Origin of the sequence: Enterobacter cloacae complex sp. IR5418 (assembly GCF_049238105.1) — a bacterium.
Classification (GTDB): Bacteria; Pseudomonadota; Gammaproteobacteria; order Enterobacterales; family Enterobacteriaceae; genus Enterobacter; species Enterobacter hormaechei.
On record NZ_JBMKHS010000020.1, the window covers coordinates 46,494 to 68,889 of the forward strand.

General features: G+C 52.2%; 37 protein-coding genes and 2 pseudogenes. 26 read left to right on the forward strand and 13 right to left on the reverse strand.

What is annotated here, in order from left to right; all coding sequences use genetic code 11:
- Window positions 1–12: 12 nt before the first annotated feature.
- The 11 genes and pseudogenes from ACOTX7_RS15780 to ACOTX7_RS15830 all read right to left on the reverse strand — a co-directional run bounded on the left by ACOTX7_RS15780 (window position 13) and on the right by ACOTX7_RS15830 (window position 5,277).
- The gene (locus tag ACOTX7_RS15780) at window positions 13–294 is read right to left on the reverse strand and encodes a hypothetical protein (RefSeq protein WP_045344901.1); all 282 of its coding nucleotides are present in this window, start codon (window positions 292–294) and stop codon (window positions 13–15) included.
- Between the two features lie 45 nt (window positions 295–339).
- Window positions 340–588 (reverse strand): hypothetical protein, encoded by a 249-nt coding sequence (locus ACOTX7_RS15785; RefSeq protein ID WP_250023314.1) that lies wholly within the window; start codon window positions 586–588, stop codon window positions 340–342.
- A gap of 181 nt (window positions 589–769) precedes the next feature.
- Window positions 770–1,264 (reverse strand): annotated as a pseudogene (locus ACOTX7_RS15790) (hypothetical protein); the annotation flags it as partial.
- Window positions 1,261–1,569 carry a hypothetical protein gene (locus tag ACOTX7_RS15795; protein WP_017693172.1) on the reverse strand — a complete coding sequence of 103 codons (309 nt, stop codon included), beginning with the start codon at window positions 1,567–1,569 and terminating at the stop codon, window positions 1,261–1,263. The gene ACOTX7_RS15795 and the pseudogene ACOTX7_RS15790, both read right to left, overlap by 4 nt.
- Before the next feature lies 1 nt (window position 1,570).
- Window positions 1,571–2,179: an ead/Ea22-like family protein gene (locus tag ACOTX7_RS15800; protein WP_421626125.1), complete on the reverse strand. Its 609-nt coding sequence runs from the start codon at window positions 2,177–2,179 to the stop codon at window positions 1,571–1,573.
- A complete protein-coding gene (locus tag ACOTX7_RS15805; RefSeq protein ID WP_063840967.1) occupies window positions 2,176–2,379 on the reverse strand; it encodes a hypothetical protein in 204 nt (67 codons plus the stop codon). The genes ACOTX7_RS15800 and ACOTX7_RS15805 overlap by 4 nt, the downstream gene beginning before the upstream one ends.
- Complete coding sequence (locus tag ACOTX7_RS15810) at window positions 2,376–2,675, reverse strand: hypothetical protein (RefSeq protein ID WP_023311412.1); 300 nt, start codon at window positions 2,673–2,675, stop codon at window positions 2,376–2,378. The genes ACOTX7_RS15805 and ACOTX7_RS15810 overlap by 4 nt, the downstream gene beginning before the upstream one ends.
- 1 nt (window position 2,676) lies before the next feature.
- On the reverse strand, window positions 2,677–3,366 hold the full coding sequence (locus ACOTX7_RS15815; protein WP_110875521.1) for a replication protein P: 690 nt from the start codon (window positions 3,364–3,366) through the stop codon (window positions 2,677–2,679).
- Entirely contained in the window at window positions 3,363–4,298 is a 936-nt protein-coding gene (locus tag ACOTX7_RS15820; RefSeq protein ID WP_017383042.1) for a replication protein, read from the reverse strand. Before ACOTX7_RS15820 ends, ACOTX7_RS15815 begins: the two co-directional genes overlap by 4 nt.
- 184 nt (window positions 4,299–4,482) lie before the next feature.
- Complete coding sequence (locus tag ACOTX7_RS15825; RefSeq protein ID WP_221813249.1) at window positions 4,483–5,028, reverse strand: toxin YdaT family protein; 546 nt, start codon at window positions 5,026–5,028, stop codon at window positions 4,483–4,485.
- A 30-nt stretch (window positions 5,029–5,058) separates the two neighbouring features.
- Window positions 5,059–5,277 carry a helix-turn-helix transcriptional regulator gene (locus ACOTX7_RS15830; RefSeq protein WP_022650973.1) on the reverse strand — a complete coding sequence of 73 codons (219 nt, stop codon included), beginning with the start codon at window positions 5,275–5,277 and terminating at the stop codon, window positions 5,059–5,061.
- Window positions 5,278–5,385: 108 nt separating this feature from the next.
- Here ACOTX7_RS15830 and ACOTX7_RS15835 point away from each other — a divergent pair, with 108 nt between their 5' ends.
- The 3 genes from ACOTX7_RS15835 to ACOTX7_RS15845 all read left to right on the forward strand — a co-directional run bounded on the left by ACOTX7_RS15835 (window position 5,386) and on the right by ACOTX7_RS15845 (window position 7,447).
- Complete coding sequence (locus tag ACOTX7_RS15835) at window positions 5,386–6,045, forward strand: LexA family protein (RefSeq protein ID WP_032645823.1); 660 nt, start codon at window positions 5,386–5,388, stop codon at window positions 6,043–6,045.
- 95 nt (window positions 6,046–6,140) lie between these two features.
- On the forward strand, window positions 6,141–6,683 hold the full coding sequence (locus ACOTX7_RS15840; RefSeq protein WP_017383046.1) for a hypothetical protein: 543 nt from the start codon (window positions 6,141–6,143) through the stop codon (window positions 6,681–6,683).
- A complete protein-coding gene (locus ACOTX7_RS15845; RefSeq protein ID WP_026080590.1) occupies window positions 6,671–7,447 on the forward strand; it encodes a DUF1828 domain-containing protein in 777 nt (258 codons plus the stop codon). The genes ACOTX7_RS15840 and ACOTX7_RS15845 overlap by 13 nt, the downstream gene beginning before the upstream one ends.
- A 133-nt stretch (window positions 7,448–7,580) precedes the next feature.
- Here ACOTX7_RS15845 and ACOTX7_RS15850 read toward each other — a convergent pair whose 3' ends face one another.
- On the reverse strand, window positions 7,581–7,778 hold the full coding sequence (locus tag ACOTX7_RS15850) for a hypothetical protein (RefSeq protein WP_063869141.1): 198 nt from the start codon (window positions 7,776–7,778) through the stop codon (window positions 7,581–7,583).
- A gap of 584 nt (window positions 7,779–8,362) precedes the next feature.
- On the opposite strand from ACOTX7_RS15850, the gene ACOTX7_RS15855 reads away from it, so the two are divergent.
- From ACOTX7_RS15855 to add, 20 genes and pseudogenes are all read left to right on the forward strand, one after another.
- A complete protein-coding gene (locus ACOTX7_RS15855; RefSeq protein WP_032667220.1) occupies window positions 8,363–8,731 on the forward strand; it encodes a DUF2528 family protein in 369 nt (122 codons plus the stop codon).
- Window positions 8,732–8,881: 150 nt separating this feature from the next.
- Window positions 8,882–9,151, forward strand: coding sequence for a hypothetical protein (locus tag ACOTX7_RS15860; protein WP_059444911.1), 270 nt, complete (start codon window positions 8,882–8,884; stop codon window positions 9,149–9,151).
- Complete coding sequence (locus ACOTX7_RS15865; RefSeq protein ID WP_168697752.1) at window positions 9,148–9,306, forward strand: hypothetical protein; 159 nt, start codon at window positions 9,148–9,150, stop codon at window positions 9,304–9,306. The genes ACOTX7_RS15860 and ACOTX7_RS15865 overlap by 4 nt, the downstream gene beginning before the upstream one ends.
- A complete protein-coding gene (locus ACOTX7_RS15870; RefSeq protein ID WP_421626126.1) occupies window positions 9,303–9,509 on the forward strand; it encodes a cell division protein FtsZ in 207 nt (68 codons plus the stop codon). The genes ACOTX7_RS15865 and ACOTX7_RS15870 overlap by 4 nt, the downstream gene beginning before the upstream one ends.
- Window positions 9,510–9,587: 78 nt before the next feature.
- Window positions 9,588–9,866, forward strand: coding sequence for a host nuclease inhibitor GamL (gene gamL / locus ACOTX7_RS15875; RefSeq protein WP_325802806.1), 279 nt, complete (start codon window positions 9,588–9,590; stop codon window positions 9,864–9,866).
- A gap of 9 nt (window positions 9,867–9,875) precedes the next feature.
- Window positions 9,876–10,790, forward strand: coding sequence for a recombinase RecT (locus ACOTX7_RS15880; protein WP_421626127.1), 915 nt, complete (start codon window positions 9,876–9,878; stop codon window positions 10,788–10,790).
- Window positions 10,787–11,269, forward strand: a complete 483-nt coding sequence (locus ACOTX7_RS15885) for a siphovirus Gp157 family protein (RefSeq protein WP_421626128.1) — start codon at window positions 10,787–10,789, stop codon at window positions 11,267–11,269. Before ACOTX7_RS15880 ends, ACOTX7_RS15885 begins: the two co-directional genes overlap by 4 nt.
- 10 nt (window positions 11,270–11,279) lie before the next feature.
- Complete coding sequence (locus tag ACOTX7_RS15890; RefSeq protein WP_421626135.1) at window positions 11,280–11,744, forward strand: hypothetical protein; 465 nt, start codon at window positions 11,280–11,282, stop codon at window positions 11,742–11,744.
- Window positions 11,741–12,292 (forward strand): phage N-6-adenine-methyltransferase, encoded by a 552-nt coding sequence (locus ACOTX7_RS15895; RefSeq protein WP_421626129.1) that lies wholly within the window; start codon window positions 11,741–11,743, stop codon window positions 12,290–12,292. The genes ACOTX7_RS15890 and ACOTX7_RS15895 overlap by 4 nt, the downstream gene beginning before the upstream one ends.
- Window positions 12,289–12,507, forward strand: a complete 219-nt coding sequence (locus ACOTX7_RS15900) for a hypothetical protein (RefSeq protein WP_421626130.1) — start codon at window positions 12,289–12,291, stop codon at window positions 12,505–12,507. Before ACOTX7_RS15895 ends, ACOTX7_RS15900 begins: the two co-directional genes overlap by 4 nt.
- Window positions 12,504–12,827, forward strand: coding sequence for a hypothetical protein (locus tag ACOTX7_RS15905; RefSeq protein WP_421626131.1), 324 nt, complete (start codon window positions 12,504–12,506; stop codon window positions 12,825–12,827). The genes ACOTX7_RS15900 and ACOTX7_RS15905 overlap by 4 nt, the downstream gene beginning before the upstream one ends.
- A gap of 339 nt (window positions 12,828–13,166) precedes the next feature.
- Window positions 13,167–13,388 carry a TraR/DksA family transcriptional regulator gene (locus ACOTX7_RS15910; protein WP_421626132.1) on the forward strand — a complete coding sequence of 74 codons (222 nt, stop codon included), beginning with the start codon at window positions 13,167–13,169 and terminating at the stop codon, window positions 13,386–13,388.
- Window positions 13,385–14,026 (forward strand): hypothetical protein, encoded by a 642-nt coding sequence (locus ACOTX7_RS15915; protein ID WP_421626133.1) that lies wholly within the window; start codon window positions 13,385–13,387, stop codon window positions 14,024–14,026. Before ACOTX7_RS15910 ends, ACOTX7_RS15915 begins: the two co-directional genes overlap by 4 nt.
- On the forward strand, window positions 14,004–14,243 hold the full coding sequence (locus tag ACOTX7_RS15920; protein ID WP_061353700.1) for a DUF4222 domain-containing protein: 240 nt from the start codon (window positions 14,004–14,006) through the stop codon (window positions 14,241–14,243). Before ACOTX7_RS15915 ends, ACOTX7_RS15920 begins: the two co-directional genes overlap by 23 nt.
- Window positions 14,244–14,251: 8 nt before the next feature.
- On the forward strand, window positions 14,252–14,482 hold the full coding sequence (locus ACOTX7_RS15925; RefSeq protein WP_375149083.1) for a hypothetical protein: 231 nt from the start codon (window positions 14,252–14,254) through the stop codon (window positions 14,480–14,482).
- A 108-nt stretch (window positions 14,483–14,590) separates the two neighbouring features.
- Window positions 14,591–14,839, forward strand: a complete 249-nt coding sequence (locus ACOTX7_RS15930; RefSeq protein ID WP_022650951.1) for an excisionase family protein — start codon at window positions 14,591–14,593, stop codon at window positions 14,837–14,839.
- Window positions 14,840–14,871: 32 nt separating this feature from the next.
- Window positions 14,872–16,152: an Arm DNA-binding domain-containing protein gene (locus tag ACOTX7_RS15935; protein ID WP_421626134.1), complete on the forward strand. Its 1,281-nt coding sequence runs from the start codon at window positions 14,872–14,874 to the stop codon at window positions 16,150–16,152.
- A 44-nt stretch (window positions 16,153–16,196) separates the two neighbouring features.
- Window positions 16,197–17,603: pseudogene (gene malX / locus ACOTX7_RS15940) on the forward strand (maltose/glucose-specific PTS transporter subunit IIBC); the annotation flags it as partial.
- A 48-nt stretch (window positions 17,604–17,651) separates the two neighbouring features.
- The gene (locus ACOTX7_RS15945) at window positions 17,652–18,824 is read left to right on the forward strand and encodes a MalY/PatB family protein (protein WP_221813625.1); all 1,173 of its coding nucleotides are present in this window, start codon (window positions 17,652–17,654) and stop codon (window positions 18,822–18,824) included.
- Window positions 18,825–18,920: 96 nt separating this feature from the next.
- Window positions 18,921–19,922, forward strand: coding sequence for an adenosine deaminase (gene add, locus ACOTX7_RS15950; protein ID WP_221813624.1), 1,002 nt, complete (start codon window positions 18,921–18,923; stop codon window positions 19,920–19,922).
- Between the two features lie 55 nt (window positions 19,923–19,977).
- Here the strand turns inward: add and ACOTX7_RS15955 are convergent, their stop codons facing one another.
- Window positions 19,978–21,018: an oxidoreductase gene (locus ACOTX7_RS15955; protein ID WP_047353981.1), complete on the reverse strand. Its 1,041-nt coding sequence runs from the start codon at window positions 21,016–21,018 to the stop codon at window positions 19,978–19,980.
- 238 nt (window positions 21,019–21,256) lie between these two features.
- Between ACOTX7_RS15955 and blr the strand changes: the two genes are divergently transcribed.
- The 3 genes from blr (at window position 21,257) to ACOTX7_RS15970 (ending at window position 22,353) form a co-directional block, all read left to right on the forward strand.
- On the forward strand, window positions 21,257–21,382 hold the full coding sequence (gene blr, locus ACOTX7_RS15960) for a division septum protein Blr (protein ID WP_151884424.1): 126 nt from the start codon (window positions 21,257–21,259) through the stop codon (window positions 21,380–21,382).
- A 229-nt stretch (window positions 21,383–21,611) separates the two neighbouring features.
- The gene (gene ydgT, locus ACOTX7_RS15965; RefSeq protein ID WP_000217941.1) at window positions 21,612–21,827 is read left to right on the forward strand and encodes a transcription modulator YdgT; all 216 of its coding nucleotides are present in this window, start codon (window positions 21,612–21,614) and stop codon (window positions 21,825–21,827) included.
- 85 nt (window positions 21,828–21,912) lie between these two features.
- Window positions 21,913–22,353 carry a DUF2569 domain-containing protein gene (locus ACOTX7_RS15970; RefSeq protein WP_015570663.1) on the forward strand — a complete coding sequence of 147 codons (441 nt, stop codon included), beginning with the start codon at window positions 21,913–21,915 and terminating at the stop codon, window positions 22,351–22,353.
- Window positions 22,354–22,396: the final 43 nt, after the last annotated feature.

The window sequence follows — 22,396 nt, forward strand, 5'->3', positions numbered from 1 at the left end:
AATCAAAGGTTACTAAACTGTGGAAGATTTCTTTGGGTGATATTTTCTGATTGCAGCATCGACACGATCGCGGGATGGTAAAACATCGAATGCTATGTTGTAGAATTCACCATCATACGCTTGCTGCCTTACAACATTAAATTCTTTGAACTGAGTCATTGGGTAGACCACTGGTTCGTTGGAATTGGTAGAACGCATTACAGCTTTTGTTACCACGCTTATCTTATCAAGACCCGCCTCATCGTTCTTGATATCACCTTCATGACCTAAACCAAAAACCAGATAATCTTCCATTTCAAGCTCCTATTGAACTTCAAGAAATTCGCATTGGCTGTTTAACTATTTAATAACATTCTTAGGTAAAAAGATTTTTTCACACTTCGCCATTGATGGTTCTCTACCTGATATTTCATAGTACTGGGCATGATTTAGCATGATTTTCTTCATGCTTTCTTCGCAGTCTTTCCTGCTGTAAAAGACATTCACCGGTTCTTTTTCAGTGTTCAAGTTCGCCACTTCCAAAGAACAACCTGACATATTGCTGAGGCTGGCGCAGGTACTCAAAACCAGCACAAATAGTTCGTGCATAAATGACTCCCTAATTACTGTGCTGGTTATATTGCCCAAACTTTAGCAGAAATTACGACTATTTTTTAACGGCGGCGAGCATCTCCTTATAGAGAACCGGGGATCGAGGACTCTCCCAGGGCAACCCCATGGCCTTACACATCTGATAGGCCGGCTCAACCGGCACCGCCACCTAACCCTCTGGCAACTTGTAAGCCGTCGTTACAGGTTCGGCACCCTGAAGCATGGCGGCGCGGCGGTTCATACCATCCAATGCAATGCGCATAGCCTGAATCCCTGCCGAACCATCAGGGTAAATCCCGTAACGCTCGAATACGTCGATGTGGTTACGCATGAACGTAGGAGTAAGCTCTTTGTAGGCATGAGCAAGCGGACCAGAGACATCACCAGGAACAGATACCGCCGTTGGCTGAGCTGGAGGATAATTTGCCAACATCCAACTAATGACGTAGTCGGCTTTGAACCGCTCAACCGGAAAGCCTTCATTCCAATCGCGGAAATGATAAATAACCTGACGCAGTTCCGGAATCTTATCTTTAGCTTCCAGCGATGCCAGCGCTAACTTCATTGCCGCCAGCGCCATAGCCGCATCTACGTTTACAACGCCGGGCACAGCATCGCGCTCTTCTTCAAGCTCCGCGATTGTCTGCTGGAGCCATTCTTTGGTTAATGTCATGGGTTGCTCCATTCATCTTCAATCGCCACGCCAAGGCGATGCAGCCAGTCAGCCAGTTTAAGCATTGATTCCCTGTCGCTTAGTCCGCTGGGGAAATCGTCCAATGCGACAACGGGTTTGAATGCACCATAGCGATCGCGATCGATAGTAACGTATTGCTCCAGGGTTGTTTTGCTAACGCTGGATGTGTGCCTTACGAGATACTTTGAAAACCTGTCCCGCTTGTCAGTGTCATATTTGTACTCAACAAGTGTCATGCTGCTGCGCCGTGAATCTATGCCGAGTAAGTCGAGCAAGTTAGCCATATCACTCTCCTTTACCGGCTGCGGCGGCCGACTCTTCGTATGTGCGTTTGGAAGCATTCAGAATTGCCGCCAGCGGCGTGTAAGCACCTCCACCTGTGATTGTGTTGTGAATGCCAGCCATTGCCTCGCGAAGATTGCTATGGCTTGCCTCCAGCTCAGCAATTCGCTTACGCGCTATATTAAGCTCTGACACATCCTTCTCGCGTTCTGCGATATTCTGCTTAGCCAGCCTACGCCATGAGTTAATTTGCTTGGCGGCCTCGTTATTCCCTTTCTCTAACAGGTCGATACGGTCTTGCTGCTGGTTAATATGGTCATCTTGTGCTGCATTGGCGAGCCTCAACACTTCCAGCTCATCCAGCAGCGCCAGCACATCAGGATCGCTTTCATCGGTGACTGTCACGCGTGATTGTTCATAATGGTCATCAGCCAGGCTTCGGCCTTCGGCATAGTGGCATCCGGTTTCATCGTAAATCGCACCTGAGCAGCCGTAAGTTACGCGACTGCCAGACATCCGCTGTATTGTCATTTTGGCGCCGCAGATATCGCATTTTGGTGTCGGTTTTGCGGAGTAGCGCTTACGCAGAGCCTGTTTGTCGATGTTGCTCATTGGGCGGCCTCCTGCTTCTGCTTGTTGTATACGGCCCAGCTCAGAGCATCGAGCTTGTCACGGCCTGCTTTGTCGTACATGTGGATACCGTCTTTGCAGGCGTGTTCGAGTTTCACCTGCTCCTCAAGCTGATTGAGTTCGTCGTATGACAGGGTGGCCAGCTTCAGGCGATTCCAGCCAAAGTTACGGATGCGTGTCATACCCCTACCCTCCCCCAAACCATCAATACCCTTCTCATCGCCGGACTGTTGCGGCACTCCTGAAATATTCCGTTGGTGCAGCTGCGCGCGGTGCCGTCCTGTTCTTCCGGCGTTGCCAAGCGATAAGTCACCGTTCGCCAGACCTTGCTCACCCGGACAATCTTGCGGGCCCGCTCCAGATCGATAGCGTTCTTCGTGATGCAGTTGATGGTCATGCCGCACTCTGTGGCCACATCCTTCGCGGTGAAGGTGCGGTGCGTTTCGAGATAACGCAGAATTGCCTGTTTGCCTTTCATCTCACACCATCCCGTTCGACTTGTTGCGGTTGTACTTGGCCTGAAGCAGCTGGATCGGCGTTGGCCCATGCTCTGCGGCAGGCGCTGCAATAGCCCGGCGTACCGGCGGCACTGGTTTACCCTCGGTGACGCGCTTCTCCCACATGTCCAGCAGGTCGCCCGCCTCGCGTGCCAGCTCACCATGCGTTAACTGTCGCTCTGTGCTGCGGTGGCGCAGTTCAACGCAGATGTGGTACATGACCGGCTGCGACCAGGGGAATTGTTCGCTGGAGGTGAATTCGAACGAACGGTTACGCCAGTCCCAGTATTCGGCGATCACCTGGTCAACGGTTATGCCCAGCGACCCGCCGCTCTGTTTGCACCAGGCGACAAACTGGCCCGGCGACGGAAGGAATGGGCGTACCTGGCTGCGCGCTACACGCATGCCGGCATCGACCTGAGCCATGGTGTGGATCCCGTTCTCCTGAAACGCCAGCAGCCACTGACGGCGAAATTCGTCCAAGTCACGCTGTTCGCGGAAGTTCGCCATGCTGGCCGGGAACGCGGCACGCAGCTGGTTGAACAGTCCGTTGAATACCTGCGCCACCTGCTCGACCGGAGCGCGCTCCTGGTACTGCTCTGGCAGGTTGTGGGCCATGCGACTCATCTGCTCGCGGTCATGGTTACGCATCTGCTCTGCAAGAGATTTCATCGAATCACCCCATAGGCCCAGTCAGTGTTGTTGAAGTCCAGATCCGGCTTTCCGCCTCGCTGCTCACCACCAGCACTGCGCTGCATCGTCAGCTTGTCCCACTGCTTACGCAGGCTTTCCGGGCTCAGGATGTTGGTCTGCCAGAAGTGGTGTTTGCTTGCCCAGTCGTACAGCGCGCAGATGTCCTGGTGCGACCTGTTGTCTATCTGGCGCATCAGGCGAACGGTGTTAGACCAGGAGGTCATGTCCGGGGCTTTGCAGGTTGGGTTAATCAGCTTCACCCTGGTGGAAATCCACTGGGCAGTTTTGAGGTCTTCAGCCGATCCCCACTTAGCACCGGATGGTGTGTAAATCGCAGCTTCTGGATGAGCTGATAAAAATTTCTTGAGACGTGCGTCAGAGGATTCGTCAGAATTCTCGGACGATAAGTTATTTATATTCTTGTTATTACCTTCTTGTTCATGATGTGCGGGGAATTGTGCGGCCTTATGTGCGGTATACCCATCTGAACCCGCGCCGTTACTGGCTTCATCATGTGCGCCTGTATGTGCGGCTTTATGTGCGGGTAAATCGTCCATTTTTTGAGCATATTCGACGTAGTTCGTGATGGTGATCACCCTGCCTTTTCGCTTCTCTCCTTCGATGGAAATCATCCCTTCGCGGACGAAAACAGACAGCATTCTCTCCACTGCGTCGCGGCTTGTCGGGTTGCCCTGGCGGTCACACAACTGAAGGCCTAGATCCGCAGCAGTGACGACCAGTTGACCGGGTTGCAGAGGCCATTGCTTGCCCTTGAAGAATGCCGTGTATGGCTGTCTGGCTGCGTCAATGAGCAGGTTCTCCCACAGCGCGCGCAGGAAAACATCCTTAGCCCAGGACTTCTTCTTGATGCTCCGGTACAACGGGACGTAACCAGATTTCTGGTTCTCCATCCTGTTGCTCCTTGCGGCTGAGTGCGCCGCGAAATTTGCGTAAGCGACGTTCGACACAGTTAAACCTCCTGCGCCTGGCGTTTTGGATTAGCATTTGTCATAATGACCTCGCACTTGTTATCTGCATTTGCACCTGAAAGTCGGTTCTGTTCGCGCAGACCGGCTTTCGCCATTTTTGTAGTTCTCACATAACCCCCAGCATCGACGTAACCATCGTCATCAGAGGGCCTACCTGCTCCGGCATGAGGCGGAACAGCGACGCTATACCTTCGCTTACCTCTTTCAGCTTCTGATGCTCTGGAGCGTCCAGCAGCACTGCCTGTTTAGCTTCAGCACACTCTTTCATCGCGGATGCGATCAGCGACATCGTGTCGTTCTGCGGTGCCAGCCGGTTGCGGTACTCTAGCGGCAGGACGGCCATGATTGCCGGGGCCAGCTGGCGAATATTGTTGGCGGCGTACTCAGTGTCGCCATCAATCCAGCGGAATACCTTCTGCATCTGGCGGTGCGAGTCAGTTGGGATATCCAGACCGGTTCCGCCGGATGCCCGCCACTCTTCAACAATCAGCGCCGCGACAAATTCACGGCTGCGGCAGTCAGCTGCCCAGGCGCGTACGGCTGCGCGGATCCCATCGATGTTTAACGCCGTGGAATCAGGTTCCCGGCGATTCTGGTAAATCATCGCCGTTGGCGAAAATTTGTTACCTTGTTGATACGCAAGTGAATGCATTGCTTTCCCTTTCGTGGTTAGGGCCGCCAATTAGGCGGCGTTGTTGCTGATTGGTGGAAAAACGTCATCAACGCTTACTGAAGCGCCATGCTTATTCAGAGCTGCAACAATCGCCCGGCACTGCTCAAGGCTTAAGCTGCGTTTATTTTTTTCGTAATGGCAAACCGCACCTGTCGACAGGTTCAGCTCTTCGGCAATCTGTCGCTGAGTCAAACCGATGTTTCTGCGGATTTTTCGGATATTGTTCATGTCGGGTCTCCTTTAAACAACTTAAATATACGTTTTGTATTCTTTGTTCGCAAGTAAAATATACGAATTGTGGCTCGCGCAAATATATACAACTTGTATCATTCGGGTATGACTATGAAATGGTACGACTTAGCTAAGACCCTGATGAAAAGTCAGGGCATCAATCAGGAACAGCTGGCGGAGCACCTCGGTATTACTAAAGGTGCGGTAAGTCATTGGCTGAACGCTCGGCGTGAGCCAAGCCTTTCCGAGATCGCAAAAATATTGCAGTTCCTTGGCAAAAAGAACTTCTCCGTAGGAGCTGGCGGTATGATCATTGACGACACGCTTAAGGGTGATGTGGAGTACGCTGGCCCCTACAATCCTGGTAACAAGTATCCAGTAATCAGCAGTGTCCAGGCTGGTTCATGGTGCGAAGCGGTTGAGCCATACACCCTAAAAGATATAGATCTGTGGCTTGAGTCGAATGCTCACATTCAGGGTGACGCGTTCTGGTTGCTCGTTGAGGGCGAGTCAATGACAGCCCCTACTGGCTTGAGCATACCTGAAGGAACCTATGTACTTTTCGACACCGGTAGAGATGCGGTAAATGGCAGTCTGGTTATAGCTAAGCTATCCGATTCGAACGAGGCAACATTTAAGAAGTTAGTGATCGACGGTGCGCAGAAGTACCTGAAGGGTTTAAATCCACAGTGGCCATTGGTAGCGGTGAATGGTAACTGTCGAATTATCGGTGTTGCAGTAGAGACGAAGATGCGGCTGGTGTGAGCGGAAAGATGTTCTGGTCAGCGCATGGTTGGTGAGTAGATATTGAGCGTCTATAAGCGCTCACATGACAATAATATTCAGGATGATATCAATCAGTGGCTAAAAAAGGTGACTTTAAGCCTACTCAGAAAGAGGTTGATCAGGCCATTTCTCGTCCCAAAAAAGTAACCTTTAATGGTGTTACTTGGAATGGTAGCGAGGGCCGCACTCCGATCTGGTTTAAGCTGGATCTCAAGGCTTTTGATGATAATGGCAATCCAATAACTGGCGTAAGATTCATGCTGCATTGGCGCGCACCTATCGTTGAAGGTGTTGATATCGTGAAGCTTTCTTTTGTCATGTTTTTTCATGATAAGCGAATTTATGCTCTCGACCCATACCCAGCTGATAACAAGCCTCACCGCAATAGATCTATAATTAATCATCCGGACTTTGTTGAGGTTGCTCGCGGCCCGCACTATCACATGTACTTCGAAGCGGCCGGTGAGGAGATAGCACTAAAACTCGATACCGACATCAGCCCGGATGACTTTTTGGGCTACTGGAATTATTTCTGTCGGGCGCTTAATATCACTTATGAAGGCCAACCGCCTTTACCAAATCAAGACAAATCAGGTCAGCTATCATGGGAAATGTAACGTGTTCAACAGTAATATCTAAGCTCGGGTTTGAATGCCACCCAATGAGCGACACGTTGCTGCGCGTTGTTAGCCCATTTACTTACTATGACGATAGTGAGCATATAAGCGTATTTGTTCAGGAAATGAGTGGTCAGTATAGGATCACCGATTACTGCGACACGTTAATGAACATTGAGGCTAGAGGCATCCACCTGACGAAAAAGAAAATTGACTTGATAAGGTCATCTCTCGCATCGCAGGGCATCACTCTGAATGATTCTGGCGAAATATCCGCCTGGGCCGATGAGCTTTCTGTTGGGCAGGTTACGGCTAGCGTCATAAGAGGTGGACTGCTGGCATCTGCTCAAACCGCTGATTGGTATGCGGAAGTTAAAGATGATAAGTTTGAAAAATGCGTGATTAGTTATCTAAAATCCGTAGGACTTGGTACAAGGTTGGCACTAAAAGAGAAGGTGCGGGGCATTAGCGGGCATAACATCACCGTTCCATTAACCTTAAGAAATGAGTCTCCACTTGTAGCTCCAAAGCGAGGGTTTACAGTCAGCTTATCCAGCAGTAAAGGCTGGAATACTGCTCACTCAACTGTGGGGAAAATAGTGGATTTAAGCCAGGCAGTCCCAGCCATAAGCAATAGATTTGTGATTGTTGATAGTGATGGCTTAACACCTGAATTACAGCAGTTATCATTGCTTTTCAATGACACAGCTTTAGTGCTCCCTTTCCACAGCAGGGACACCTGGATAGAATCACTCGTCGCCTAAACTAACCCGGCCACCGCGCCGGGTTTTTTATTGCCCACCCATAAAGCTATCCCCCATTCTGCCGATAACTATCCAGCCTGAAGCTGATAACAATAACTATCGCAACACTACCTGCCCGCCCGTGCGGGCTTTTTTATTGCCCTTTCCGCACTATCTCAGCCGCATCCCTGTTCACGCCCTTCCCTATCACGTTTCCTGTTTCCTTCCGGTACTGCTTCAGCTTGTCGATGATGTTTTGCTGGGTCATGGGTAAATCAGCCAGTGACAACTCCATGACCGCCCGCCCCATCGCCTGAATTTTCATGCTTATACGCTCATCATCCAGAACCATGCACATCCCTCCTGCTGTTTTTTTAAGCGTAGCACTGGTATTTAAAAAAATAAATCACCTTAGAATACAATTTGTTATCACAAAACCACCCACCAATTATACATTTCGTATTGCATGATAAGAATACGTTTTGTATATTCAATCCATCGAAACGAAACATCGACAGCTGAGCGAAGTTAGCCAGCGGCGAAGTGGAGATTCGGTAAGTCGAACGGCGCGACAGTAAACCATGCGTCGGACCATAGGCGGGCTCAGGAAGAGCGGCAATTATGGCAAAGCGAAAGAAAAGATTTATTCCAGTCCATTCGAAGCTGAGTGGGCTGTGCTGAATCAACCCACGCAACAAAGGAGCTTCTATGCGACGGCAAAGCTATATCGCTCACAAATAATCGGTACCACAAATGCTTTCGGAAACCCCGGCGTTGTCGGGGTTTTTGGTGAGTGCTTTGGGCTGGCAGACGGTTATCAGCTAGTTGGTGAGGTAATGGCTCACCAAGGCGACGACGGCCTTCCCTGCTTCATTGTGGGGAGCCAGCACCAAAACATTTCTCCCGCATCAGCGGGTAACGACAGAGGGTAAGGCGATGGGGAACGTTAAAAAATACACAGTCGACTACGACTGGAAGGCGGAGCTAACGGTTGAGATAGACCACGACGTAATGACCGATGAAAAGCTGCATGAGATTAACAATTTCTGGTCGAACGCCGATTACCGACTGGAGCGCCAAGGATCAGTTTTGAATGCGGTGCTGGTCATGCTGGCAAAAGAGGCTCTGCTCATTGCGCTGAGCCAAAACTACAACACCTACGGCGTTGTTAGTGAGTTCGACTGGTCGAAGGGTGAAGGGGTTGAAGGCTGGCCTCCAATGGACGGCAGCGAGGGCATAAAGATAACTCATGTAGACGTTTCAGGAATACTCGATTCAGATGACATCACCATCAAGGCCGCCTAACCAGCGGCTTTTTTCATACCTCAGTCGCTTCACCGAGGCGACTTAGTTATGACAACCGGCGGCCATCCACCGCCCATTGAAACACTGAATAAATGCGTTGAAGTCTTGTATTAACCGTTCCGTTCGCCGCGATAAGGCCAAGAGGAAATCATGGCAATTGATTTTGAAGTGAAAGCTACAGGTATTGATGTTTCAACAAGTGGTTACCGTGACCACGTAAATTTAGAAGTCCGCGGCGTAGAGCTCTCTGATCTTGTCTCTGAAATTGAAGGGAAAGCGCTCTTTCAGGAAATCGATCTTAATGACTACATCGACTGGGCTGAGGCCGCAGGTCACATCGACGACATTCTTGATCGGCTTGATGCAGATGACGTTATCGCATGGTTGCGCAGCAACGGCCACTTGGAGACTGAATCATGACTGTCACCCACAACGGTAAGAAGTACACCGCAAAAAAGCTCAACGATAACGAGTGGCAGCTGACGTCGATATCGGCGCCGCGTGAAAAGCTGGTACTTAACCGCCAGCAGATGCATATCGCTGGCCTCCTGAAACAGGTTGAGGTGAAGGTATGATCGGAATGCACTATGGCACCGCATCAGTGCCACGTAGCGAGGTTTTACCGGACACAATGCTGCAACACCACGGCAAAACTTATCGCGCCTCTGCGAACGTTGAGAAAGGCCTGTACGCCTTCAACATCTTCGAAAAAACCATCATCAAAAGTGATTCCGTCGTTGTGCTGCTGAATGAGCGCGGCGAGCCGATGGTTCACTGATACCAACCACCCTATTCAACCGATCGGCCTGGCTTTCTGCGGGCGGCATCTGCACATCCAAATTTCAGGAGTTCAGCCATGAACGCATACCTCACTTACGACCGCATCGAAGATCGGCGCTGGGTTGATCAGCAGCTCACCGACGAGAAGGAGAAGTGGATCGACGACCGGGCGAAAGAACTGATTGCCATGTTCCCTGCGAAACCTCTGGAAATGAGCAGTTTGTTCCTGCCCCAGGAAGCCCAGTTTGCGCTTATCGGAGAAAAGGCCGAAGAGGCGTACAACGAATACATTTCGACATGTGCATATGCCCGCGCCGAAGAAGAATGGCAGCGCCAAGCGCCCTGCCCGTTTTAAGGAGTGATTATGAGCTTCGATCTGATTCAGTTCGTTAAGGAGCAGGAGCCGCTGTTTGTCGGCGCCCTTACCGACCAGTCTCTGACATGGGCAAAGGAATGCCAGTTCGCTATCCAGCTATTCCAGCGCAATCAAAAATTGGCAGAAACGGCGATTGCCAAACCCACCAGCGCCCAGAACGCGATCATCAACGTTGCAGCGGTCGGCATAAGCCTGAACCCTGCCAGCAAACTGGCTTATCTGGTTCCGCGCGACGGTATGGTCTGCCTAGATATCAGCTATATGGGCCTTCTGCACATCGCCCAGTCGGCTGGCGTCATCAAGTGGGGTCAGTGCAAGCTAGTTCATGCTAGCGACGACTACGAGACACTGGGTCTCGATAAGGCGCCAGCTCATAAATACAACCCGTTTGCCACACCTGACGCTCGCGGTGCCGTTATCGGTGGCTACTGCACAGTTAAAACCGCTGATGGCGACTATCTCACTGAAGAGATGAGTCTCGCTGAGATAGAAGAAATCAGGAAAGTGAGCAAAGCGGGAACATCCCCAAAAGGCCCATGGGTCAACTTCTGGTCTGAGATGGCCAGGAAGACGATCGTTAAGAGAGCCTATAAATACTGGCCGCGTGCAGACCGACTGGATAATGCCGTCGATGTGCTCAACGAAAGCGAAGGCATATACACCGAGCCGGTTATGCCATACACCCCAGAAAGCGAAATCATCCAGTCAGAAGAAAACGCAAAACAGGAATTTACCAACACCATCCAGTCACTATGTGAGGACATGAAGCAGGCGAAAAATATGCATGCTCTCAAAACCCACTTCCAGGCAGCTTACAAAATGACGGTCGGAATGCATCTTCAACAAGAGGTTCAGGCCGTCTACGCCAAATGCAAAGCAAAATTTGAAGAGGTTACGCAATGACAGCCCTATACCAGATTGCCAATGATTTCGCCAAGCTTTCTGACTCCGGCATGGAGCCTGAAATGATAGCCGACACCCTTGATGGCATTGAGTGGGAGCTGGAAGCAAAGGTCGAGCAGATCCTTGCTGTCTGCAAAAACGAATCTGCTTATGCCGAGGCGCTGAAAGAAGAAAGCAAGCGTCTTGCAGAGCGCGCAAAAGCCGCAGAAAACCGTGTGTCGAGCATGAAAGATTATGTGGCCACCTCCCTCGAAACAGCAGGAAAGAAATCACTGAAGGCAGGCATTCATCAGGTAACGGTTCGCGCGCCTTCCAAGTCAGTAGAGATTACAGATGCAAGCGCACTTCCTCCTGAATTCGTCGAATACGAGACGAGCATCAAACCTGACAAGTTGGCTATAAAACACCAAATTGAGGCTGGCATTGTAATTCCTGGCGCGCAGATCAAGCTCGGAAAACCATCCCTAATCATCAAATGAGGGATGAATAATGCCATATGACCGTTGGCAGCCATGGGAAAACCTGTTCCTGCATGAAGTTGCAGGACAGATGCCCGTCTCATTGATTGCCGAAAAATTGGAAAGAACAGAGCGCGCCGTTTACACCAAGGCCGCTCGCCTCGATGTGAAATTCCCAGTCAACATCAACCTCAGGAAGTGGACCAAAGCAGAGTTGTTTCTGTTTGGCCGGTTCACTCCCGAGGAAATCGCCGCGGCAACCGGCCGCTCTATCCACTCCGTGCGCAGCAAGCGCAACTCACTTGCCCGATCGTCAGGAGGAAAAGTCATGCCTGAATGGACTACCGAAGAGCTGGCGCTGCTGTGGCGACACTCAAACGCCGAAGTCGCAGAGATTACCGGCCGAAGCATTGAAGAGGTCGGAGATAAGCGGCTGCAAACCAATATTGAGCGTAATGGCTGGGATGTTAACGATCCGGAGCGGGAGGATGCATGACCGATTACACCGGAAGTAATACGCCAGCGGATCAGCGCGATCTCTGGCGCACTCCACCAGCCCTTTTCGCTTCTCTTGATGCTGAATTTTGCTTTCAACTTGATGCCGCAGCAGCGCCGCATAACGCGCTATGCCGTAAGTTCATCACCGCCGAGCAGAACACGCTGCAAACGCCCTGGGCTGATTACCTGAATGTTCCTGGCTACGTCTGGCTGAACCCGCCATACAGCGACATAACACCGTTCGTTAAGAAGGCCGCTGCCGAAAGCGCAAATCAGATCGGCACGGTCATGCTGGTTCCGGCAGACACTTCGGTTGGCTGGTTCAAAGAAGCGATCCAGACCGCAAGCGAGGTTCGCTTCATCACCGCCGGGCGGCTGGCATTTATCAACCCGGTCTCCGGCAAGCCGGTAAGCGGCAACAATAAAGGGTCGATGCTCATCATCTGGCGACCGTACCCGCGTACACATTGCCACTTCGCAACTGTGGGCCGGGACGAGCTTATGGCTTTCGGGGCGAAACTTCTCGCCCGACGGGAGGCCGCATGACACCAGAAACAGACAACGCCATCCGCGCGGTCTGCCGACGCTGCACCGAAGAAATCAAGCAGGCCATGCGCAAGAAGCCAAAGCCTAACCGGAACGAAACGGTGCCTCCCATCATCAACAAGCATCACAAGAAAATAGAAGCTCTGGGAGTTAGCCTCCTGGAGTTCGTCGTATACACAGGGCGGCTTAATCGCCGCTTCGGAGTTGAATCGTGAGCAAAATATTATCAACGGCAATTAGCCTAGCCATTATCGGGTGTCTTCTTTTCGGTAATGAGCAGGCACAACAGTTTGCCTATTACTCATACCTGGTTATTTCTGTTTTGGCGTGGATTGGGGTTTTCTGCGGAGGCCTCACCCATGAGTTCGTGCTTGAGGAAATGAAATATTTGTGGCTAAGCATTCCTCTATCCGTGATGACAATTTATGCCCTCATCGTCACCGACCATACGGCATTAGCGGCCTCTGCTCTCGTCTACGCTCTGTTTTTTTTTGCTGGGGCTGCGAAAAACAAACCCAAACGAAACCCACTATGAAAATGCAAATCACCAGGTCGCTAAAGCGGCCCTTTTTATTGCTGGCGTTCACCTTCAACCGAATTAACCGACAGTTCCGGGAGCGTTGACCATGAGTGATAAGTGTACGTTGGATGGAAATCTCATTAATCGCTGCGACATGCTGGCTAAGGCCCTCGAGTATGGAAACCCATCATATCGATCGAAAGGCGCGTTTATCCCTGAGCGAGTGAATTTCAACACTGGCAAGCCGGCAATCGATATTGCACAACTACACTCCGGCGAGTATGTCGGACGTGGAATCGCTATGAACTTCTGCCCCTTCTGCGGGGAGAATCTTAAGACATGGGAGCAGTGATTATGCCCGACATCATCGATACCGCAGCAGAGATAGAAGAGCTTCAGCGTAACGCTGCCCTTTCCGCTCACCGCATCGACCGCGACGCCGTATCAGCTGAGCGTTGTGAAGAATGCGGCGAGGATATCCCAGAGCCGCGGCGCGCTGCCGTTCCCGGCTGCCAGACGTGCGCGGAGTGTCAGAGCGTCATCGAATTGAGGAACAAGCAGAGGGGGATCCAGTGAAAGAGCACGGAATGATTTTTAACGGCGAGATGGTGCGCGCAATCCTCGACGGGCGGAAGACGCAGACGCGGCGGGTCATGAAAGTTCAGCCGTCTGATGGCTTCCACCCAACGCATAACGGTTACGATCTGGATTTAAACGCACACTGGTACACGCCTGGCGTGGTCGATAAAAACGGATACTTGCAGCCTGCAAAGAAAGATGTATTTGGCGTTGCCGATGAGAATGAAGGCTACGCCTGTCCGTTCGGTGCCGTCAGCGATCGCATCTGGGTGCGTGAAACATTCAGCCCGGTTCCTGATCATGAAGAGCCTGCTGGTTGTTCAGCCATTCTTTACGCAGCTGACGGAAACGGTCCGTATGGTAAATGGGTTCCTTCGATTCACATGCCGCGCTGGGCCAGCCGCATCACGTTGGAGATAACCGGGGTGCGGGTAGATAGGTTAAACAGCATAAGCGATTCTGATGCATCGAAAGAAGGTTGCTGTATTGCTGATATGGAAAGTGGTGACTGCCTAAGCGATGTATTTGCTCGCCTCTGGACAACTATTTACGGCGGTGAAAGTTGGAAGGTCAACCCTTGGGTCTGGGTAATCGAATTTAAGGTGGTGCCCAATGTTCAGGATAATCCAGCCTAATACCTGGTACGCCGATGATTTCGGCGCACCCTGCAAAATCCTCCGCGCTACCCACGAAGTAATCCACTACATCCGCAACGGCCGCACCTGCATTGCCAGCATGGGCCGCTTTAATCAGGATTTCGAGCCGCTGACCAAAGCAGAGGCCGAGCGGATCGCTGAAGAAATCGAAACAGCAGAACACCTGAAGAAGCTGCGTGCCCATCGCGCGGCGTAAGGAGAACTATGAGCACCATTCAGGACATCCGAAACCAGCTATCAACTCTGGTCACCGAGGCGCACAAGGTTGCATGCGCCCTCGATATAGGTGACGAGCGAACCGAGGCCTTTGAGCTATATGAAGCGCTTCGCCGACTTCAGCGGCAGGGGGCCGCCGGAGAAATTCTCTCAGCAACCAACCCGCTTCTCGCCTCGCCATATTACGACGAGGAATGGGACGAAGATGAAGACGACTGACGCAACTGATAGCCAGTTATGAGCTGGCTATTGGGTGCGAAAGCACCGCCTCACATCCCTTGATGTTATTGCCGCCTACGGGCGGCTTCTTTTTGCCTGGAGAAAACCATGAGCGACATTATTCAGTTGGTACCGAATAAATGGGTCACAGAGGAACTTTTAACTGCGACAACCGGCATGTCAAAGCACATGATTCAGCATGCCCGCCGGTCTACCTGGATGGAGGGAAAGCATTATCGCCATGTTGCCCCTGATATGGCACCTAAGCAAAACAGCCCAATCATGTATAACCGCGATGAGATAAACCACTGGATCGAGCACCAAAGCCCAGCGAAACGCCGGAGAATATCTGCTTAAATGTCCTTTGGCACATCAAACGAGGAATGATTATGGCAGCATACCCAACAGGCGTAGAGGTTCATGGCGAATCGTTACGCATATGGTTCATATATCAGGGGAAGCGTGTCAGGGAAAATCTCGGCGTTCCTGACACACCAAAAAACAGGAAAATGGCAGGCGAACTTCGGGCTTCAGTCTGCTTTGCGATAAAGACAGGCACATTCAATTATGCCTCGCAATTCCCTGATTCATCGAACGCAGAGAAATTCAGCACTGTCAGAAAGCAAATCTCACTACTTGAACTGAAATCGAAATGGCTTGGACTTAAAGAGATGGAGCTTAGCCTCGGGACGTTGAGGCGTTACGATTGCCACCTCACAACCACTATCGAAACAATTGGTGAGCACAGGTATATCGGCAGCCTGAACACTGAAGATATCCTTAGTGCCAGGAAGGAGCTACTGAACGGCTGGCAGAAGACCAGACATGGCCTAAATCATCCACCCAAAAAGGGAAGAAGCGTTCCTACAGTCAATAGCTATATGGCATGCCTTGGCGGGATGCTGAGCTTTGCTTTCAAAAGTGGCTACCTGAAAACCGATCTGATGGCAGGTATTACCCCTCTCGCAAAAGAAAGACCCATTCCAGATCCTCTTACTTCTGATGAGTATCAGAGAGTGGTTGCGGCCTGCCCAACGCTCCAGTTTCAGAATATGGTTATCTTTGCGGTAAATACAGGCGTCAGGCATGGCGAACTAAGCGCGTTATCCTGGGAGGATGTGGATACTGTCAACTGGACTGTTACAGTGTCACGGAACTATTCCCTGAAGGGAAACTTCACCCTGCCAAAAACCAACGCCGGGATTCGAACAATACAGCTGACCCAGCCAGCAATTGATGCACTCAAGGCGCAAATGCCACTGACCAGAATGATGGCATCCCACAAGGTAAGCGTCAGCCTACGGGAATACAAGAAAAAGAGAACTGACGAATGCACCTTTATATTCTCCCCGTCCATTACTTCAATGAACGGCAAGAAGACAATGTGCTACGTTCCCGGGTCTATTAATTCGGCCTGGCGCACTGCCCTGCGTCGTGCAGGCGTCCGGCAAAGACGATCTTATGAAACCAGAAACACATATGCTTGCTGGGCACTGGTCGCCGGAGCGAACCCAAATTTCGTTGCGCACCAGATGGGCCATTCGTCAGCGCAAATGCTATTCACGGTTTACGGTAAATGGATGACCGAGAATAACCATGACCAGGTGGGCATTTTGAACGCATCATTTACTCAAAATGCCCCACCGATGCCCCATATAAAAACCGCATAACCTTAACTATCTGATTTAACATATTAATATCACTTCAATCATGATTCATCTGGATGAGCAAGGTCGGATCGTTTGCCTTTAGTTTCCTGCCGGTGATGTTCTGTATTGCGATTCCTCTGGGTCTGGCACGTGAGAACAAAGGCGTGGCGGCGTTTGCGGGCTTCGTTGGCTATGCGGTGATGAACCTTGCGGTTAACTTCTGGCTCACCGCCAAAGGGATCCTGCCGACGACCGACGCGGCGGTGCTGAAAGCCAATAACATTCAGAGCGTGATTGGTATTCAGTCCATCGATACCGGGATCCTTGGCGCCGTGATCGCCGGGGTGATTATCTGGATGCTGCACGAGCGCTTCCATAACATCCGCCTGCCTGATGCGCTGGCCTTCTTCGGCGGCACCCGCTTTGTGCCCATCATTACGCTGGTTGTAATGGGCCTGTTTGGTCTGATCATCCCTCTGATTTGGCCGATTTTTGCCATGGGGATCACCGGCATTGGCCGCATTATCAACGGTGCGGGTGATTTCGGCCCGATGATTTTCGGTACGGGCGAACGTCTGCTTCTGCCGTTTGGTTTACAGCATATTCTGGTCGCCCTGATCCGCTTTACGGAAGCGGGCGGCACCATGGACGTTTGCGGCCATTCCGTCAGCGGTGCGCTGACCATCTTCCAGGCTCAGCTGAGCTGCCCGACCACTCACGGTTTCTCTGAAAGTGCGACGCGCTTCCTGTCTCAGGGTAAGATGCCTGCCTTCCTCGGCGGCCTGCCGGGCGCTGCGCTGGCGATGTACCACTGCGCCCGTCCGGAAAATCGCCATAAAATTAAAGGCCTGCTGATCTCCGGCGTTATCGCCTGCGTGGTGGGCGGTACGACAGAACCTATCGAGTTCCTGTTCTTGTTCGTGGCGCCGGTACTGTACCTCATCCACGCGGTGCTGACGGGCCTGGGCTTTACCGTAATGGCTGTGCTCGGTGTGACCATCGGTAACACCGACGGTAACGTGATTGACTTCGTGGTATTCGGCATCCTGCATGGCCTGTCCACCAAGTGGTATCTGGTGCCGGTTGTGGCCGCTATCTGGTTCGCGGTTTACTACGGGATCTTCCGCTTCGCCATCACCCGCTTTAACCTGAAAACGCCTGGCCGCGATACCGACACAGCCACCAGCGTTGAACAGGCGGTGGCCGGTACCGTTGGGAAATCCGGTTATAACACGCCAGCTATTCTGGCGGCGCTGGGCGGTGCGGATAACATAACCTCTCTGGATAACTGCATCACCCGCCTGCGTTTGTCGGTAGCGGACATGTCCAAAGTGGATACCAACGCACTTAAAGCTAACCGGGCTATTGGCGTGGTACAGTTAAATCAACACAATTTGCAGGTCGTCATTGGCCCGCAGGTACAGTCAGTGAAGGATGAGCTGGCAACCCTGATGCGAACCGTCGAAGCCTGATGCCTCGCCCCCTCGTCATGAGGGGGTTTTACTTTACGGAGCACCGTCATGTTTGATTTTTCTACCGTCGTGGATCGACACGGCACCTGGTGTACCCAGTGGGATTATGTCGCAGACCGTTTTGGCGCTGCCGACCTGCTGCCCTTCACCATCTCTGATATGGATTTCGCCACCGCCCCCTGCATTACCGAGGCGCTGCACCAGCGAATAAACCACGGCGTGTTTGGCTACAGTCGCTGGAAAAATGACGAATTTCTGGCCGCCGTGGCGCACTGGTTCCGGCAACGCTTTAACAGTCAGATTGATACCGACACCGTGGTGTATGGGCCTTCAGTCATCTATATGGTCTCGGAGCTGATCCGCCTCTGGTCCGCGCCCGGCGACGGCGTGGTGGTCCATACCCCGGCTTACGATGCCTTTTATAAAGCCATCGAAGGCAACCTGCGCACTGTTGTTCCTGTGCCAATGCAGAAAACAGTGCAGGGCTGGGAGGGCAATATGGCCGCGCTGGAGGCGGCGCTTGCGAAGCCAGAAAACACGATTCTGCTGCTGTGTAGCCCACAAAACCCGACCGGCAAAGTCTGGACGCGGGAGGTGCTGACCACAATGGCGGCCCTGTGTGAACGTTATGGCGTAGCGGTAATCAGCGACGAAATTCATATGGACATGGTATGGGGTACGCATCGCCATACGCCGTGGAATGCGGTGGCGCGCGGTAAATGGGCGCTGCTGACCTCAGGTTCAAAAAGCTTCAACATTCCGGCGCTGACGGGCGCCTGGGGGCTTATCGCCGATGACGACAGCCGTAACGCCTATCTGCACGCTTTGAAAGGTCGGGACGGACTCTCTTCCCCTTCCGTGCTGGCGCTGACCGCGCATATCGCCGCTTACCAACAGGGCGAACCCTGGCTGGACGCGCTCCGGGCATACCTTGAAGCCAATCTGCGTTATGTTGCCGACGAACTGAACCGTGCTTTTCCGAAACTCAACTGGCAGCCGCCGGAGGCAACCTATCTGGCCTGGATTGATCTCAACCCGCTGGAGATTGACGATTACGCCCTGCAAAACGTGCTGATTGAGCAGCAAAAAGTGGCCATCATGCCGGGATATACGTATGGAGATGAAGGGAAAGGCTATGTGCGTCTGAACGCCGGATGCCCGCGCAGTAAGCTTGAACAGGGCGTTCAGCGCCTTATCGCTGGCATCAACACCCTGCTGTAAATCATTTGCGCAACGGAATATTCCCTTGCGCAAATAGCTTTTTAACCCGTTTTGTTTTTATAATATGGCGCACTTTAACCAGAAAAGAGTGCGACCATGATTGATACACGCCTGCCTTTAACTGATATTCACCGCCACCTCGACGGTAACATTCGTGCCCAAACCATTCTCGATCTTGGCCGCCAGTACAATTTAACGCTTCCTGCCGAAACGCTTGAAACCCTGATCCCCCATGTCCAGGTCACGTCGAACGAACCGGATCTGGTGAGTTTTCTGAGCAAGCTCGACTGGGGCGTGAAAATGCTGGCCTCGCTCGATGCCTGTCGTCGTGTCGCCTTTGAAAACATTGAAGATGCCGCGCGCAACGGCCTGCACTATGTCGAACTGCGTTTCTCTCCGGGTTATATGGCGATGACCCACAACCTCCCCGTAGCGGGCGTGGTTGAAGCGGTCATTGAAGGCGTACGTGAAGGCTGCAAAACCTTTGAAGTTCAGGCGCGTTTAATCGGCATTATGAGCCGTACCTTCGGTGAAGCGGCCTGTCTTCAGGAGCTGGAAGCGTTACTTGCCCATCGCGACCAGATTACCGCCATCGATCTCGCCGGTGACGAGCTGGGCTTCCCGGGCAGCCTGTTCCTGTCTCATTTCAACCGTGCACGTGATGCAGGCTGGCATATTACCGTGCACGCAGGTGAAGCCGCGGGCCCGGAAAGCATCTGGCAGGCCATTCGTGAGCTGGGTGCGGAACGGATTGGACACGGCGTGAAAGCGGTTGAAGATCGCGCGCTGATGGATTTCCTCGCCGAGCAACGTATTGGGATCGAATCCTGCCTGACCTCCAATATTCAGACCAGTACAGTGGCGTCGCTGGCACAACATCCGCTGAAAACCTTCCTTGAACACGGCGTGCTGGCTTCACTGAATACAGACGATCCGGCGGTTCAGGGGGTGGATATTATTCACGAATACAACATCGCCGCACCGCAGGCCGGACTGAGCCGCGAGCAGATCCGCCTGGCGCAAATCAACGGGCTGGAACTCGCCTTCCTGACGCCTGAAGAGAAACAGGCGCTGCGCGATAAGGTTGCAACCGCGTAACCCTTCATGCCGGGTGAAGGCTACGCCTTACCCGGCCTACAAAAACGTTTAGCAGTTATGCCAGACAGAGCGTTGCGCGATGTTTAGCAGATTCTATGCCCAGCTCAATGAGTTCCATAATCTGGATGGCCTGGCTCGCCGGAACCGGATTTTCACCGGAACCGTTCAGCGCGTCACGAATGGCGGCGTAATAAGCCGGGTAGTTCCCCGGCAGGGTCAACACCGTCTCTTCAACCAGCGCCTCCCCCTCCGCACGCGTCACTACCCCGTCCCGCATGTCGTAGCCCCAGTCCTCCTGCGGCAAGCGTTCGCCGTTTTTGAGGCGCTCTTCCTGCGGATCCAGGCCGAATTTCACATAGCTGCCGCGCGCCCCGTGAATGATATAGCGGGCCGATTCCGCAGCCGCAAGCATCGTCCCGTGCAGCACAATGCGGCGCTGCGGATAACTTAAAATGGCGTGAAAATAATCGGTAGTCTGCGCGCCTGGCCTGAGCTGCGCTAAATCGACCGTCATGCTCACGGGCAGACCAAACAGATGGACGGCCTGATCGAGAAGATGCGGCGCTAAGTCATACCAGATGCCGCTGCCCGGCCCCGCCTGCTCGCGCCAGCGATCTCGCACCTGCGGACGATAACGATCGAAATGCGACTCAAAAAAGGCAATCTCGCCGAGCGTGCCTTCGTTTATCAGCGCTTTGACCGTCAGGAAATCGCTGTCCCAGCGTCGGTTGTGAAAGACCGACAATAACCGTCCCAGGCTTCGCGCCAGCGCGTCCAGTTCGCGCGCCTGTGACAACGTCACGGTAAAGGGCTTGTCGACAACCACATGTTTCCCTGCCTCCAGTGCCGCTTTCGCCAGTGGGAAATGAGTGTCGTTAGGGGTAGGAATGACAATAAGGTCAATATTAGGATCGTTGAACAGATGCTTAGGCTCCGTGACTACCGGCACGGCAGGCCAGTCGGCGCGGACCTTGGTTTCATCGCTGCTTGTGATAGCCGCCAGTTCCATGCCCGGCGTACCGGCAACCAGAGGTGCATGAAAGGTTTTACTTGCGTACCCGTAGCCAATAAGACCGACGCGGATGTTCTCACTCATCGTATGCCCCCTCGCTGTGCGCTTATTTATCACTGGCCTTGTGCTTAACGCACGGATTAATAATGTGCCCTGTAACTTAAAATAGCATCTTACGGCAGTGTTTTTTGTCACCCGGCATTAAAGTGTGCATCGTGGTCCGGGAATCGTTCCCAAAACCCTTGCTCTGTCGAAAAGGGCGCTGTAACATTTGTAATCTGTATTTATGGATAAATTACAAACACAAATTATGACGTCAATAATTAATCGAATCATCGAATTAGCGGGATGGATTGTCCTTGGAGTTTCGGTCGTGTTGCTCGGCATTGCCAGCCATATCGATAACTACCAGCCGCCGGAGCCTGTTACTGTCGCACAACAAAAGTAAGCCGTAGCGTCATAACGCGTGACACATTACGTCATGGAACGTATTGCCAGCCGTAATGAACGGGGTTACCCTTCTCTTCCAGGCATCTGCTGATGCCTGATTCTTCGCAAAGAAAACTCCTAATTTCGTCGCGTTACTCGAGTGGACAGTTTACGTCTTTATTAATCCGTTTATTATTCGAACGCATTACCTTTATGGGTATTACCCTTTTATATGGAAACTTATTAATATGACAGTTCAGGACTATTTATTAAAATTTCGCAAGATCAATTCCCTTGAAAGCCTGGAAAAACTGTTTGACCATCTGAACTACACGCTGTCGGATAATCAGGACATCATCAATATGTACCGCGCAGCTGACCATCGTCGCGCCGAACTGGTCTCTGGCGGTCGTCTGTTCAACGTAGGGGAAGTGCCGAAATCTGTCTGGCGTTACGTTGTATAAGAAAGTAGCCTTCGGCGTGAAATGTTATATACTCTCCGCCCTGCAAATTTCTGTATAACATTTCGCGCAGACTATGGGAGAGCGTATGACCGCATTGCCTGGAGAGAGAATTGGGGGCTGGTTAATCGCCCCGCTGGCATGGTTGCTGGTGGCATTATTAAGCGCTTCACTGGCGCTGCTGCTTTACACCACCGCCCTGGTTACGCCTCACGCTATCCAGACACTCATGTCCCAGAGTGCGCTCAATATTGCGACGTGGTTTGTGTCGTTCGTTTTCGCCATCGCGATGTGGTATTACACGCTGTGGCTGACTATCGCCTTCTTCAAACGCCGCAAAAGCGTGCCGAAACACTACATTATCTGGCTACTGGTCTCCGTGCTGCTGGCCGTCAAAGCGTTTGCTTTTTCGCCAGTTTCTGACGCACTGGCGGTTCGCCAGTTACTGTTTCCGCTACTGGCGACGGCGCTTCTGGTGCCCTACTTCAAGCGTTCGACGCGGGTAAAGAAGACCTTCGTTAACCCGTAATAACCTTACAGTTAACCTGTTGTGACCTGTTGTCGTTTATCCG